The 14310-nt window shown below is 76.3% G+C and carries 15 protein-coding genes; 3 read left to right on the forward strand and 12 right to left on the reverse strand.

The window, feature by feature from the left end; all coding sequences use genetic code 11:
- Positions 1 to 45: 45 nt before the first annotated feature.
- The 7 genes from ACZ7LB_RS27260 to ACZ7LB_RS27290 form a co-directional block, all read right to left on the reverse strand.
- Complete coding sequence (locus ACZ7LB_RS27260; protein WP_471471862.1) at positions 46 to 1473, reverse strand: phosphatase PAP2 family protein; 1428 nt, start codon at positions 1471 to 1473, stop codon at positions 46 to 48.
- Between the two features lie 49 nt (positions 1474 to 1522).
- Entirely contained in the window at positions 1523 to 3877 is a 2355-nt protein-coding gene (locus tag ACZ7LB_RS27265) for a HelD family protein (RefSeq protein ID WP_471471863.1), read from the reverse strand.
- A 41-nt stretch (positions 3878 to 3918) separates the two neighbouring features.
- Entirely contained in the window at positions 3919 to 4545 is a 627-nt protein-coding gene (locus tag ACZ7LB_RS27270) for a TetR family transcriptional regulator (RefSeq protein ID WP_471471864.1), read from the reverse strand.
- 271 nt (positions 4546 to 4816) lie between these two features.
- On the reverse strand, positions 4817 to 5677 hold the full coding sequence (locus ACZ7LB_RS27275; protein ID WP_471471914.1) for a winged helix-turn-helix domain-containing protein: 861 nt from the start codon (positions 5675 to 5677) through the stop codon (positions 4817 to 4819).
- 294 nt (positions 5678 to 5971) lie between these two features.
- The gene (locus ACZ7LB_RS27280) at positions 5972 to 7225 is read right to left on the reverse strand and encodes a GNAT family N-acetyltransferase (RefSeq protein WP_471471865.1); all 1254 of its coding nucleotides are present in this window, start codon (positions 7223 to 7225) and stop codon (positions 5972 to 5974) included.
- 127 nt (positions 7226 to 7352) lie between these two features.
- On the reverse strand, positions 7353 to 8345 hold the full coding sequence (locus tag ACZ7LB_RS27285) for an asparaginase (RefSeq protein ID WP_471471866.1): 993 nt from the start codon (positions 8343 to 8345) through the stop codon (positions 7353 to 7355).
- 89 nt (positions 8346 to 8434) lie between these two features.
- Complete coding sequence (locus ACZ7LB_RS27290; protein ID WP_471471867.1) at positions 8435 to 9049, reverse strand: RsiG family protein; 615 nt, start codon at positions 9047 to 9049, stop codon at positions 8435 to 8437.
- Between the two features lie 169 nt (positions 9050 to 9218).
- Here ACZ7LB_RS27290 and dtd point away from each other — a divergent pair, with 169 nt between their 5' ends.
- On the forward strand, positions 9219 to 9644 hold the full coding sequence (dtd, locus tag ACZ7LB_RS27295) for a D-aminoacyl-tRNA deacylase (RefSeq protein WP_471471868.1): 426 nt from the start codon (positions 9219 to 9221) through the stop codon (positions 9642 to 9644).
- A 151-nt stretch (positions 9645 to 9795) separates the two neighbouring features.
- Here dtd and ygfZ read toward each other — a convergent pair whose 3' ends face one another.
- Both ygfZ and ACZ7LB_RS27305 read right to left on the reverse strand, forming a co-directional pair.
- Positions 9796 to 10761, reverse strand: coding sequence for a CAF17-like 4Fe-4S cluster assembly/insertion protein YgfZ (ygfZ, locus tag ACZ7LB_RS27300; protein ID WP_471471869.1), 966 nt, complete (start codon positions 10759 to 10761; stop codon positions 9796 to 9798).
- A gap of 9 nt (positions 10762 to 10770) precedes the next feature.
- The gene (locus ACZ7LB_RS27305; RefSeq protein WP_471471870.1) at positions 10771 to 11211 is read right to left on the reverse strand and encodes a Fur family transcriptional regulator; all 441 of its coding nucleotides are present in this window, start codon (positions 11209 to 11211) and stop codon (positions 10771 to 10773) included.
- 175 nt (positions 11212 to 11386) lie between these two features.
- On the opposite strand from ACZ7LB_RS27305, the gene ACZ7LB_RS27310 reads away from it, so the two are divergent.
- Complete coding sequence (locus tag ACZ7LB_RS27310; protein WP_471471871.1) at positions 11387 to 11803, forward strand: hypothetical protein; 417 nt, start codon at positions 11387 to 11389, stop codon at positions 11801 to 11803.
- A 27-nt stretch (positions 11804 to 11830) separates the two neighbouring features.
- On the opposite strand, the gene ACZ7LB_RS27315 is transcribed toward ACZ7LB_RS27310, so the two are convergent.
- Positions 11831 to 12406 carry a heme-binding beta-barrel domain-containing protein gene (locus tag ACZ7LB_RS27315; RefSeq protein WP_471471872.1) on the reverse strand — a complete coding sequence of 192 codons (576 nt, stop codon included), beginning with the start codon at positions 12404 to 12406 and terminating at the stop codon, positions 11831 to 11833.
- A gap of 272 nt (positions 12407 to 12678) precedes the next feature.
- Here ACZ7LB_RS27315 and ACZ7LB_RS27320 point away from each other — a divergent pair, with 272 nt between their 5' ends.
- A complete protein-coding gene (locus tag ACZ7LB_RS27320) occupies positions 12679 to 13041 on the forward strand; it encodes a DsrE family protein (protein WP_161229856.1) in 363 nt (120 codons plus the stop codon).
- 13 nt (positions 13042 to 13054) lie between these two features.
- On the opposite strand, the gene ACZ7LB_RS27325 is transcribed toward ACZ7LB_RS27320, so the two are convergent.
- On the reverse strand, positions 13055 to 13792 hold the full coding sequence (locus tag ACZ7LB_RS27325; protein ID WP_471471873.1) for a polysaccharide deacetylase family protein: 738 nt from the start codon (positions 13790 to 13792) through the stop codon (positions 13055 to 13057).
- Positions 13793 to 14024: 232 nt separating this feature from the next.
- Positions 14025 to 14288 (reverse strand): DUF3099 domain-containing protein, encoded by a 264-nt coding sequence (locus ACZ7LB_RS27330; RefSeq protein WP_471471874.1) that lies wholly within the window; start codon positions 14286 to 14288, stop codon positions 14025 to 14027.
- Positions 14289 to 14310 lie beyond the last annotated feature (22 nt).

The raw sequence follows: 14310 nt of genomic DNA on the forward strand, positions 1-14310 counted from the left end.
GGCGGACGCCCGGCGGTGGCCCCGGCGGACGCCCGGCCCCCGGCCCTACGCCGGTTCCGGCTGGGGCCGAGGCGTGGGCGGGGTCGGCGGGGTGAGCGAGGACGGGGGCGGGGGCGCGCTCCACTGCCGGGTGGTGCGCGCGTAGGCGTGGATCACGGTGCCCATCGCCAGGATGAGGAGGGGACCGGAGAGCCAGGGGTGGGCGGCCATCTGCATCGGCAGGTAGCGGTACGCGAGCAGGAGCGCGGCGAACACCCCAGCACCGTGCGCGACGAACCACACGCCCGGGCGGTCCCAGCCCCGGTCGAAGGCGCGCAGCGCCCCCTCGATGGTCAGCGCGAACACCACGCCGGCGACCAGGTCGACGCCGTAGTGGTAGCCGAAGCCCAGGGTCGCGGTGAGGGTGGCGACGAGCCAGAAGGTGGCCGCCCAGCGCAGCGGCCGGGGGGCCGTGCGGGCGTGCAGGAAGATCACGGTGGCCCAGGCGGTGTGCAGGCTCGGCATGCAGTTGCGCGGGGTCACCCCGTCGTACGGCATCGCGTACGGGGTGGCGACGGGGGGCAGGGTGTCGGGCCAGAGGGTGGCCAGCGCCCATTCCGCGCCGCCGGTGCCGTAGGCGCCCGTGCCGTAGGCGTAGATCGGGCCGACCACCGGGAAGATCATGTAGATCGCGGGTCCGACCAGGCCGATGACCAGGAAGGTGCGGACCAGGTGGTGGCGGGGGAAGCGCCGTTCGGCGGCCACCTTGCGCAGTTGGTAGAAGGCGACGACGACCGCGGCGACCGCGAGCTTGACGTAGACGAAGTCGAGGACGTGGAAGCCGACGGAGCCGCCGGCCTCGACCAGCCGGCCGAACAGCCAGGACGGGTTGCCCAGGGCGTGGTCCGCCATGGCCACGTACTGGTCCAGCACCATGGGGCGGGTCCGGGAGGTGATGATCAGCCAGGTGTCACCGGTCTTGCGGCCGGCCACCAGCAGCAGGCCCAGGCCGACGCCCTTGAGCAGCAGGACGCGTTCCGCCCCGGTGCGCCGGGTCAGGGCGATGACGGCGCATCCGAGGATCACCCACAGCGCGCCGTTGCCGTAGTTCATCTCGGCGCCCAGCGGCCACCGCACCAGGGCGAAGACCACGTCGATGCCGACCGCGGCACCGGCGGCGAGCAGTCGCTGCCGCCAGGTGAGCACCACCATCATCAGCGCCATGCTGGCGTAGAGCAGCGGCCCCGAGTCGGGGGCGAGGACCACCTCGCGCGCCTGGTTGGTGATCGGCCCCGCCAGCCCGTAGCGGCGGGCGGCGATCTCCAGGGCGACGAGGAAGCCGAGGGTCACCACCGCGGCCGCGGTCCACAGCGGGGCCCGTGGCCGTCGCCACGCCGCACGGACACGTCCGAGGCCGGCTCGCGAGAGGTACCGCGTTGTACGGGATATACCAGATGTCAATTTATGGCCGGTGTCGAGAGGGGGGCGGGGCATCGAAAGTCCGATGATGCTACCGGAGGGGGGTTTCGCCCCCGGCCCCGCCTCAGAACGGCAGGGGCCGCGCGTGCACCACGTCCAGCCGGGACACCGCCCGGGTCAGCACCACGTACAGCCGCCGCAGCCCCCGTTCGCCGCCGCCGTCCTCCTCCGCCACGGCCGCCGGTTCGACCGCCACCACGTGGTCGTACTCCAGCCCCTTGACGGCTCCGGCCGGGACCACCGCCACCCGCGCCCCGGACTCCCCCGGCCCGCCCGCCGCGATCCCCGCCGTCGCCAGGGCCCGCCGCAGCCCCGGCACCGCCTCCCCCGCGGCGACGACCCCGACCGAGCCCTCCCTCGCCAGCGCCCCGCGCACCGCGCCCACCACCGCCTCCGCCACCGCGCCCGGCGCCGCCCGCCGCACCGTCAGCTCCCCGTCGCCGCGCAGCGACCGGGCCGGGGGCACGTCCACGCCGAGCCGCGCCAGCAGCCGGTTGGTGAGGGCGACCACCTCCCTCGGCACCCGGTAGCCGGTGGTCAGCGGCACCACCGCCGCGCCGGGCCGGTCCAGGTGCGCGAGCACCGTCCGCCACGAGCGCGCGGCCCACGGCGTGGTCCCCTGCGCCAGGTCGCCCAGGACGGTGAGCGACCCGAAGGCCGCCCGGCGGGCGACGGCCCGGCACTCCATCGGGGAGAGGTCCTGCGCCTCGTCGACGACGATGTGGCCGTACCCCTCCGGGCGGTCCAGCAGCCCGGCCGCCTCGTCCAGCAGCACCAGATCGGCCGCCGACCACCGCGCCGTCCGCCAGGTGCGCCGCGCGCCGCCCGGCCGCAGCAGCGCCGTCCGCTCGCCCTCGTCCAGCAGCCCCCGGGCGGCCCGTTCCAGCGCCCCGGCGTCCCCGAGCAGCCCGGCGACGACCTCCTCCGGCCGGGTCCGCGGCCATACGGCGTCGAGGCACCCGGCGACCGGGCGGGACCGGCCGACCCGGCGCGCCCAGCCGTCGGAGCGGGGCCCGGTGCGCCGTTCGGCCAGGTCCCGCAGGCGGCGCACCAGCCGGGCGCGCACCCGCTCCCGGCCGACCCCGTACGGCGGGCGCTCCGCCAGGACGCCGGCCACGATCGCCGCGGTCTCCTCCTCCGCGACCCGCCAGCGGTAGGAGCCGTCCGGTACGACGAGGGGCCCGGCCGCCCCCGGATCCACCCGCGCGTACAGGGCGCGGCGCAGCACCCGGGCCATCCGCGGGTCGTGCTTGACGGCGGCGGCCCCCTCGGCGTCCTCGGCGGTGACCGGGTGCCGGGCGATCTCCTCGGCGAGGGTGGACTGCCGTACGCCGCCCTCCCCGAGGGCGGGCAGCACCTCGGCGATGTAGGAGAGGAAGGCGCGGTGCGGGCCGAGGACGAGCAGCCCGCCCCGGGTGATCCGCTGGGGGTGGGTGTAGAGCAGGTAGGCGGCGCGGTGCAGTCCGACGGCGGTCTTCCCGGTGCCGGGGGCGCCCTGGACGCAGACGGTGTCGGCGGGGTCGGCGCGGACCAGGTCGTCCTGTTCGGGGCGGATGGTGGCGGCGATGTCCCGCATGGGCCCGACACGGGGCCGCTCGATCTCGCGGACCACCAGGGTGCCGGGGCCGGACTCGCCCCGCCCGAGGTGCTCGTCCTCCAGGCCGGTGAGGTCGGAGGGCTCCCCGCGGGCACCGGGCGCCCAGCCGAAGCGGCGGCGCACGGCGACGCCCTGCGGGGCGCGGGCGGTGGCCTGGTAGAAGGCGCGGGCGACCGGGGCGCGCCAGTCGACGACGAGGGGCGGGGCGGCCGGGTCCTCGGTGATCCGCAGCCGGCCCAGGTGGTAGCTCTGCCCGGCGTGCCCGGCGTGCCCGTCCCGCCCGGCGGGTTCCGCGCGCCCGGCCCGACCGGCCCGCCCCGGATGCCCGTCCCGACCGGCGGATTCCGGGCGCCCGGCCCGACCGGCAGGTTCCGCGCAGCCCTCCCGACCGGAGGGTTCCGCGCGCCGGGGCCGACCGCCCCGACCGTCCCGACCGTTCCGACCGGCGTGCCCGGCACCGGGGGCCGGATCACCCGCCGCACCGCGCACCCCCGCGCCCGGCGCGCCCGGCGTCGCCGCGCCCGCCGCCCCCGTGCCGTCCGCTCCCCCCGCGCCGCCCTCCGGGCCACCCCCGCCGGCGCCCGCGAAGTCCAGGCGGCCGAAGAACAGCGGCCCCTCGGGGAGGTCGCCCAGCGCCCGGGCCCGGGTCCGCAGCCGCCGGCCGAGCACCTCGGCGTCGGCACCGGAGGCGGACACGTCCTCGCCGGTGACGACGTGGTCGTGGGCGCCGTCGGCCATGGCGGCGAAGGCGGCGCGGCAGCGCTCGTGGTGGGCGCGTTCGGCGTCGAGGGCACGGCGGAGGGCGGGGTCGGGTGAGGTCATTCCAGGGAGCGTAGCGGAAAGACGTTACCGAGTAACGTTTTTTACCGGACCTCATCAATGGCGGTCAGGCCGGGCAGCCCGGCGGCCAGCGCCCCGAAGGCCCGCCCGGCGGCGGCCACCGCGTCCGCCCGGACGTCCCCGGCCCGTTCCCCGGCCGCGATCCGCCGCCAGTTCTCCAGGGCGAGCACCCGCCGTACGGCGACGATCTGGGCCGCCGCCAGCCGGGCGTCCAGGCCGCCGCCGAGGGCCTCGGCCAGCGCGCCCTCGGAGCGCTCCTGGAAGGCGTGGAGGCGGGCGGTGAGGGCGGGGGTGCCGTAGAGGAGGGTGTGGAAGGCGAGGACGTCGGGGTGGTCGTTGAGGCCGGTCACCGGGTCGAAGCGGTCCAGTCCGGCGAGGACGTGGCGGCGCAGCGCGTCGAGCGGCTCCGCCGGGTCCTCCCGGACGACCCGCGCCTCCTCGCCCTCGTGGTCCGCGACGCGGTGCAGGACGAGGTCCTCCTTCGCCGGGAAGTACCGGAACAGCGTCGGCTTCGACACCTCGGCCGCGGCGGCGACCTCCGCGACGGAGACCGCGTCGAACCCCTTCTCCACGAAGAGCCCGATGGCCACGTCCGACAGCGTCCGCACCGTCCGCCGCCGCTTGCGCTCCCGCAACCCGATCTCCGTCACGCCCCGACCTTAAGGGCTGCCCCGGCGCCGCACCCCCGTCCGCCCGGCGACCGGCTCGGGCGCTCCCGCGCGGCGCGGCCGCTCCCGCCGTACCCGAGGCCGGGACCGGGATACGGCCGCCACGCGGGCCGGCGCCCGGCCCGCCGGGAGCACGCGCCCGCCCGGCACCGCGCCGCACCGCCCGCGCGCCGGGGACCGGGGACCGGACGTTGCCGCGCCCTCATCGGATCCGCCGCGTCCTCCGCTCCCGCCGCCCCCGGCCACCGCCCGGTTACGAGAGCGGCAGGTCCGTCGTGACGGTGTCCCAGAGGCCGTCGAACCACTTCTGCGTCTCCGCCACGAACACCGCGTCGCGCCGCCCGCCCCCCTTCCCGAAGGAGAACAGCAGCGTCCGCGGGCCGAGGGCGTCGTACGTCTCCCGGCTCCGGCCCTCCCACTCCTCCTCGCGCCGGGCGATCAGGTAGTGGCCGAACAGCACCTCCTCGCCGTTGAGCAGGTACGCCTTGCTGACGGGGGTGAAGGGCAGCGCGCGGAAGGCGACGCTCACCTCGATGCCGTGGATGGAGCGGACGGTGCGCAGATGGTGCCGGAGCACCCGGGCCTGGGCGTCGCGCGTGCGCAGCCAGCGCGCGTGCACGGGGTCGTCGCCGCCCCCGTCCCCGGCCGGCACGGGGAAGGCCAGGGCGGTGTCGTGGGCGGGCAGCAGCACCCGGAAGCCGATGGACTCCGGGCGGACCAGCCCCTCGTGGACCATCCGGAGCGGCTGGCCGAGCGCCAGCGTCAGGGTCTCGGCGGTGTGGCACACCACGTCCACCCGCACGTGCGGCGCCGCGAAGGCCGCCGCCAGCCGGGGGCCGAGCACCGCCGTGGCGGGCCGGGGCTCGTCGCGCGGCGGGCCGGGCTCCGCGATCCTCGGCGGGCTGCCCTTGCTGACGTTGGTCAGCAGACCGTCCTCCTGGAGCAGCCGCAGCGCCTGGCGCACCGCGCCCCGGTCGACGCCGAACTCCTCGGCCAGCTCGGCCTGGGTGGGCATCCGCCGCCCCGGGGGCAGGGCACCCGATCTGATGCGGGCGCGCAGCTCGTCGGCCACCTCGCGGGGTGTCCGGCGGGGTGGCCGCGCCCTCTTCCGCACCTCGGCGGAAGCATGTTCCGGCTCCACGTCCGAACAGTACAACTTCACGCCATCTCTGGACAGTTCATGTGAAGATGGTTAGGAGTTGCCTCCAACTGGAGATAACAACAAGTAAGTTGGTCGCCAATCCGGTAACGCGACGGTGTCCGCGTCCCGTTGGCCCCGCAGAGCGGCCGACCGGCCGGGCTCCCCCCTCCGGAGGGGAGCCGGGAGCCCGACCGGTCGGTGGAACACCCCGCGCGGCGCCCGGCCCCGCGCGGACCGCGGAGAGCGCCCCGGAAGCGGCGGGCACCCCTAGAACATGTCCGGGCACCACGGCCGCCGGGGCGCCCGCAGCAGGGTGCCGGCCAGACCGACCGCGCCCGTCCGCTCCTCGCGCACCCGGCCCAGCGCCGCCAGCCGCACCGCCGACTCGTCGCCCAGCCACAGCGAGGCCAGCGCCGGAGCGTCCAGCACCAGATCCGGGCTCGCGGTGGTCGCCACGCAGGACGCCCCGCCGTCACCGGCCTCCAGCCGCCACCGGCCGGCGGCCGGACCGTCCGGGTCCACGACCTCCAGCACCAGCGATCCCGTGCCCCCGTACGTCCGCGCCTCCAGCGCCCGTACGACGTCCAGGACGCGCACCCACAGCCAGTCCACCTGCGAGGTGAGGCGCGCGGCGCGCGGGTCGGGCAGGAAGTGCGGGAGCAGGTCGTCGGGGGCCAGATGGCCGGACTTCACCGTGGTGACCCAGTCGAGGGAGCACAGGAACCGCCACAGGGCGCGCTCGGCCGCCGGGGTCACGGCCGCCAGCCAGCTCACGGTCGCCGTGCACTCGGGCTGCTTGGCCTCGCCCCAGTGGTCGTCGCACCGGTAGGCGGCCATGCCCTCGACCTCGCCCTCCGGCGAGCGGTACACCACGTGGTGGGGCTCGGTCCACGGCCGGCCGACCATGTCCAGGAGACCGGTGCGCCCCAGCCACCACTGCTCGGTGCGGCTGACCGCGCCCGGCCGGGCCCGGCGCAGCCGCTCGTGCAGCCCGGGACCGAGCGCGCGGACCTCCGCGCCGTCCACGAAGTCGACGCGGCCCCCGTCGTCGACGGCCGGGCGGCCGCGGTCCAGCCCGGTGCGCGGCACGTCGATCGTCCACTCGGCCGCGGAGGTGGCCGGGCCGAAGCCGTAGCGGCCGTAGATCGGGTACTCGGCCGCGATCAGCGTGGCGACGACGTCCCCGCGCTCCCGCGCCGCCGCGAGGTCGTGCGCCATCATCCGGGAGAGCAGGCCCCGGCGGCGGTGGGTCGCGCTGACGGTCACGTTGGAGATCGCGTCGGCGGGGACCGGGGCGCCGCCCACGGCGGTGACCTCCTGGTCGAACGACCGGTACGTCGCCACGCAGCGCCCGCCGTCGAAGGCGCCGAGCAGCCTGCCGGGCACGAAGAGGCCGCGCCGCGCCTCCAGCACCTCGGGGCTCACCGCGGGGGAGACCTGGAAGCCCACGTTCATGGCGCGGCTCCAGCCGGGAAGCTCGTCCTCCCTGATCGGGCGTACGTCGATGTCGGGGTATGTCATGGCCTCACCGTAGGCGGCGCCCCCGCTCCCCGTCTCGCGGGTTTTCCCTGCCTCCGCCCCCGTCCCCGGAGGGGTTTCCCGGCGGCCGGGCGCCGCCCCGACGGCGCCCGGCGCTCTCCGGAGCGGGTCAGAAGGTTGCGCGGACCTCGCCGACCTCCCGGTCGCCGCCGAGCAGCGGGGCGCGGCCGATGCGCCCGACGACCGGCGAGGTGACGCCGAGGAGGGCCAGACCGCGGGCCAGCACCGGGCCCAGGGCCCGTCCGGAACCGTCCTCGATCTTGAAGGCCAGTGCCCGGCCGTCCGGCAGCGCCACCGCCTGCACTGCCTCGGCGCCCATCTTGGACAGGGCGCCCGGCACCTCCCGCATCAGCCAGGTGTCGGGGCGGCGGGTGCCCGCCACGTACTCGGGGTGGGCGCGCATCGCGTCGGCGACCCGGCGCCCGGCCGTGCCCGGCTCGGCGCGGACGAAGGAGCGGAAGGCGCGGGCCAGCCCGGTCAGGCCGATCGCCATGAGCGGCGCCCCGCACCCGTCGGTGCCGACGGCGGCGACCGGCTCGCCCGCGGCATCCTCCACCACCTCGTGGATCAGCCGCTGGAGCGGGTGGTCCGCGTCGAGGTACGTCTCCAGCGGCCACCCCCGCAGGGCGCACACGGCGAGCATGGCGGTGTGCTTGCCGGAGCAGTTCATGGTGATCCGGTCGGGCCCCTCCCCCGACGCCAGCCGCAGGTCCCGCTCCTCGGGGTCCAGCGGCAGGTCGGGCGGGCACCGGAGGAGCTCCGGGTCCAGCCCGTACGCGTCGAGCATGGCGCGGACGGCCTTGAGGTGGAACGGCTCCCCCGAGTGGCTCGCGGCGGCCAGCGCCAGCCGCTCGCCCGCCAGGTCGAGCCCGGCCCGCAGCACGCCCGCCGCCTGCATCGGCTTGTTGGCCGAGCGGGGGAAGACCGGGGACGTCACGTCCCCGAGGGCCAGCTCCACGGCCCCGTCGGTGTCCAGGACGACCAGACCGCCCCGGTGCCGCCCCTCCACGAATCCGGAGCGCACGACCTCCGCGAGGACGGGCGGGGCGGGCACGGCGGGGGACGGCGGCACGGAGGGGGACGGCTGCGGGGACGCGGGCATCGGCGGTGGCCTTCCGGACGGAGGGTGACCCGCGCGGTGACGGCCCGGGATCGCCGGGCCCCCGGGCGGCCCGCACAGCCGCCCCGGCGTCACACGAGCAGGTCGTCGACTTGGGCTTCCCCCTCACGGTACCGGCGGGCGATCTCCGCGCCGCACTCGTCCGCCGTGCGCTGGAGCCGCCGGCGGCGGCGGGAGACCTGCTGCTCGTGGCGGACCAGGCGGCCCATGCCGGAGGTCAGCTCGACATCGGTGCGGGCCGACAGATCGGAGAGCGCCACCTCGCCGAGCATCTCCGCGGCCAGCCGCCGGCACTCCTCGGTCCGCGGCGGGCCCAGCGTCACATGACGGGCGGAGGAGCGGTGCCGGGCCGGGGCGTCGGTGAGGATCTCCGACAGCCGCTCGACGACCGGGCCCACCGCCGCGGTGGTCGCCACGGAGGCCGGGCCGCGCCGCGCCAGCTCCGCCCGCAGGATGTCGATCCGGCCGTGCAGCAGCCGCCGCACATAGCTGAGGTCGGTCTCCCGGCCCCGGGCGTCCCGGCGCAGCGCGCGCAGCTCGGGCAGGCTCAGTGCCGCCAGGTCGTGCTCCGGATGCCCGGCGGCCAGCTCCGGGCTGTCCGTGCGCTGCACGGGCGGCCGGAGCGCCTCCAGGCCGCAGGTCGACGCGGCAGTCCTGGGCGGCTGCCCCGTACTCGGTGTGTTCATGTCCCTCAACCGTCCCTCGACCGGCGTCTGGGAGCATCGTGCCATCCCAAGTGGCCGCTATGTGACCGAGTGCCCCCGAACGGCCCCAGATGGGGGGTTAGGTAGCGAAAAGAAACCCCGTACGGGGTCGCCCGGAGCCGCACCGGACGGGACCGGCATCATGGGCTCCATGCGAGCGGTGGTGCAGAGGGTGGACGGCGCGAGCGTCGTCGTGGACGGCGAGGCGGTCGGCGGGGTCGACGGCGAGGGGCTGTGCGTCCTGGTCGGCGTCACGCACGGCGACACGGCGGAGGAGGCGGCGCGGCTGGCCCGCAAGCTCTGGTCGCTGCGGATCCTGCGGGACGAGCGGTCCTGCTCGGACACCGGCGCCCCGCTCCTGGTGATCAGCCAGTTCACCCTGTACGGGGACGCCCGCAAGGGCCGCCGCCCCACCTGGAGCGCCGCCGCGCCGGGCGAGGTCGCGGAGCCGCTGGTCGACGAGGTCGTGGCCCGGCTGCGGGAGCTGGGGGCGACGGTGGCGACGGGCCGGTTCGGCGCCTCGATGCGGGTGTCGCTGACGAACGACGGCCCGTTCACGGTGCTGGTCGAGGTCTGAGGACCCGCGCCGCCGGAGGGCCGGGCCGCCCGGCCGGGACCGCCCGCCGGGGTCGCGGAGACGCCCGCCGGGGCGGAGGTGAGCGCCGGGGCGGAGGCGGCCCGCCCGCCCCGCCGGGGCGGGGACGACGGGCCGCCCGGACGCCGCCGGGTCAGGGCTCGACGACGGTCTCCTGCGCCGCCGCCGTCTCCTCGGCGACCAGCCGCGCGTCCACCGGGACGTTCCGCTTGATCAGGGCGAGGGCGACCGGCCCCAGCTCGTGGTGGCGCGCGGAGGTGGTGACGAAGCCGATTCTGCGCCCGTCGGGCCCGTCGTCCGCGAGCCGGACGGGGGCCCCGGCCGGGGGCAGGTGGACCTCGCTGCCGTCCAGGTGCAGGAAGACCAGGCGGCGCGGCGGCCGGCCGAGGTTGTGCACCCGGGCGACGGTCTCCTGGCCCCGGTAGCAGCCCTTCTGGAGGTGGACGGCGGTGCCGATCCAGCCCAGCTCGTGCGGGATGGTCCGGTGGTCGGTCTCGAAGCCGAGGCGGGGCCGGTGCTGCTCCACGCGCAGCGCCTCGTGGGCGAGGATCCCGGCGGGCGGCCCGGCCTGGGCGGCGAACGCCTCCAGCCCGTCGCGCGGCAGGAACAGGTCGCGCCCGTACGGCGTCTCGCGGACGACGGCGGAGGCGGGCGCCGCGGTGATGGAACCGGCCGGGAGGTGCACCACGGCGCGGTCGGCGGTGCGGTCCGCGACCTCGACGCGGTAGAAGAACTTCATCGACTCCAGGTAGGCGATGAGCGCCTCCTGGGTGCCCGGCTCCACATGGGCCCAGGTGGTCGTCCCGTCGTCGACGAGGTAGAGGGCGTGCTCGATGTGGCCGTTGGCGGAGAGGACCAGCGCCTCGGTGGCCCGGCCGGGCGGCAGGTCGCTGACGTGCTGGGTGAGCAGCAGATGCAGCCAGCTCAGCCGGTCGTCACCGGTCACGGCGACCACACCGCGGTGCGAGAGGTCGACGAATCCGGTGCCCTCGGCGAGGGCGCGCTGCTCGCGGAACAGGTCGCCGTAGTGGGCGGCGACGCCTTCGTCCACGCCCTCGGCGGGGACGGCGCCGGGCAGGGACAGCAGGGGGCTCTTCATGCCCCCAGACTACGACCCGGCGGACGGGGCCTTCGCGGCGGAACAGTCGGCGCAGCGGCCGAAGATCGCGAAGTGCTTCATGTCGGTGTCGAAGCCGAACCGCTCGCGCAGTTCCGCGGTGAAGCCGGCCGCCACCGACAGGTCGGCCTCGATGACCTGGGTGCAGTCCCGGCAGACCAGGTGGATGTGGTGGTGCCGGTCGGCCAGGTGGTAGGTGGGCGACCCGTGCCCGAGATGGGCGTGCGAGACGAGCCCCAGCTCCTCCAGCAGCTCCAGCGTGCGGTAGACGGTGGAGATGTTGATCCCCGAGGCGGTCCTGCGCACCTCGACGAGGATGTCGTCGGGCGTCGCGTGCTCCAGGGTGTCCACGGCTTCGAGCACCAGTTGCCGCTGAGGCGTCAGCCGGTAGCCGCGCTGTCTGAGATCGCTCTTCCAGTCGGTGCTCACCACACCCCCGAGTCTACGGGCTGTTCCGCGCTTCCCGGCGGGCCCGGACGGCCCGGACCTCCCCCGGCTCCGCCGGAGCGGCGCGGCCCGCCCCGGATGGGCCGGAGATGCCCCCGGCCGCGGGCTCGGGGCCGCGGGCTCGGGGCCGCGGGCTCGGGGCCGCGGCTACAGTGCCGCTGTGACCGAGCCCTCCGCCGAACGCCCCCTCGACGCCCAGCGGCCCGCCGCCCCGCCGGACGGGGTGCCCGGCCGGGTGCGCCTGCCCGGCGGCCGGGAGGCAGCCCTGCTGCCGGAGCCGGACGACGCGGTGCCCGCGCCGGTGGCGGCCCGGCTGCGCCGGGCGGCCGGGCGGTGCGCCGAGCTGGAGCGCCGGGCCGCCGAGGCGGTCGTCCGGGCGCTCGGGGACGGGGCGCCGACCGACGCCGAGCTGGCCGAGGCGCGCGCGGACCTGCTGCTGGACACCATCGAGGCCGACGGCGACGGGGTGGTCCTGCACCTGTCCGACACCTGCGGCGACCACTTCCCGGACGGCTACTGGCCGGCCGTCCGGTTCGACGACGCGCACGAGGTGGTGCGGGTGACCGTCGAGGCGTGAGCGCGCCGCGCGGGCGGCAGCCCGCGGCTACTTGAAGAAGGCGATGCCGTCGTCCGGCATGTCGTCGGGCAGGGCCTTGGCCCAGCGCTCGACGTCCTCCGGGGTGACGACCTTCTTCAGGTGCGCCGACATGTAGGGACGCAGCTCGACCTCGGGGGTCTGCTTCTCGCCGACCCACATCAGGTCGCTCTTGACGTAGCCGTACAGCCGCTTGCCGCCGGTGTAGGGGCGGGAGGCGGCGGTGCGGGCCACGGCGTCCGTCACCAGGTCGATCTGCGGCTTCTGGTCGGCAAGCTCGCCGTACCAGATCTCGATGACGCCGTCGTCGCGGGTCATCGTCACCTCGACCCGGCGCTGCGCGTCGACGCGCCAGAAGCCGTGCTCGGACTCCAGCGGGCGGACCTTGTTGCCGTCCTGGTCGAGCACCCAGGAGTGGGAGGCGTACTCCAGGAAGTCCCGGCCGTCATGGGTGAAGGAGACCTCCTGCCCGAAGTTGCACTTCTCGGCGCCCGGGAAGTCGTGCACGCCGGCACCCGCCCAGTTCCCGAGGAGGAAGACGAGCGGGACGAGGTCCTTGTGGAGGTCGGACGGGATCTCGATCATGAGAGGAACTTCCTGGCGTGGGGGGTCAGCGCTGGCCCTGGTACAGCTTCTTCACGGTCAGTCCGGCGAAGGCGAGAACGCCCACGCAGACCAGGACCAGCAGGGTTTCGAAGAAGATCTCCACGGGTGCTCCTCGGTTGAGCGGGTGCGGTACGGGCGGTGCGTGCGCCGCGCGCGGGGCCGGGCACCAGCTTACGCGGCCGGGCCCGGCGGCACGGGGCGAGGTCGGCCCTCGCGGCCGCCGGGCGGGTGGCGCGCCGTACGATGCGGCCATGGCGAAGAAGCTCGTGATCAAGGTGACGGCGGGCGCCGACGCGCCCGAACGGTGCTCGCAGGCGTTCACGGTGGCCGCGGTGGCCGTGGCCAGCGGTGTCGAGGTGTCGCTCTGGCTGACCGGCGAGTCCGCCTGGTTCGCGGTGCCGGGCCGGGCCGCCGGGTTCGAGCTGCCGCACTCCGCGCCGCTGCCGGAGCTGCTGGACGCGGTCCTGGCGGGCGGGCGGCTGACCCTGTGCACCCAGTGCGCGGCCCGCCGCGGGATCACCGAGCAGGACGTCATCGAGGGCGTGCGGATCGCGGGCGCCCAGGTGTTCGTGCAGGAGTCGCTCTCCGACGGCACCCAGGCGCTCGTCTACTGACGCCGGGCCGCGCTCAGGAGGCGCCCCGGGTGTAGTCGCGCAGCCGGGCCGGGGACAGTCCGGCCGCGTCCGCCGCGGCGAGCACCCGCCGGAGGTCGCCCTCCAGCTGCGGGCCCATGTGGAGCAGCACGATGTCCCCGGCGCGCAGCGCGGGCACCGGGGGCGACCAGGTGCCCCAGGTGGTCAGGTCGTGGGTCCAGGTGACCACGGCCCGGGCACCGCAGGCGGTCGCGGCGGTCCGGGTGGCGTCGTTGTAGTAGGGCCACTGGTAGGTCTGGCCGCCCGCCGGGCGGAAGAGCTGCGGGCTGTCGCCGAAGGCCGCGAGCTGGCGGTCGCGGGCCCCGCAGATCTCCCCGCGCTGCTCGGCCTCGGTGAGCGTGGTCATGTCGCGGTGGGTGACGGTGTGGTTCTCCACCCGGGCGGGGCTGTGGGCGAGCAGGGTGCGGTAGTAGTCCCGGTCGCGCTCGTGGGCGTCCGGCAGCAGGAACAGGGACGCGGGGATCCGCCGTTCGATGAGCAGCCGCTGGGCGCCCGCGGCGTCCTCGGTGCCCCATCCGTCGTCGATGGTGATGAAGAGCACCGGGTCACTGGTGGCGACACGGGTGAACACGGGCGCGGGGCCGGGCCAGGCGGCCGTCGCGGCGGCCGGGGCGGGGGCGGCGGTGGCACCGGTGGCCTGGGCGGGGACGGCGAGCCCCGCGGCCAGGAGCAGCGGGGCGAGGGCGGTGAGCGTTCTGCGGATTCTCGGCATGCGCCATGATTGGTTTAGACCTTACGGACGGTCAAGACTCCGGCACGAAGCGGAATCGCCGCCTCCCCCGTCGTGTCACCCACCACGCCCATCACGGCCGCCCCACGGGTGCCGTGCCCCGCGCCGGGGCCGCCGCTCCCGGCCACGAGCCCGCGCCCCGCGCCGGTTCCCCCCGTGCCCGGCTCCGGGGCCGGTGTGCGGAGGGTGCGGAAGGGGTGCCGTGACGGGGCGGTCAGCGGCGGGGCCGCTTCTTGCCGTCCAGTTCGTCCCACCACTCGTCGGACTCGCCGTCGCCCGAGGGGTCGTCCCACCAGCGGTCCTCCGGGCCCCGCCGGTTGGCCACGATCGCGGCGGCCGGCGGGATGAGCATGGCGAACAGGCACATGCCCACGGCCGCCGGGACCGACCACATCCGGACCACGGCCCAGGCCAGGACGAACAGCACGATGCAGACGCCCATCATGGCGAAGTAGACGTGCCGGCGCCGTGCGTACATACGTCCAGGGTAGGTCCGGACG

Source organism: Streptomyces sp. NPDC107521 (genome assembly GCF_055598485.1).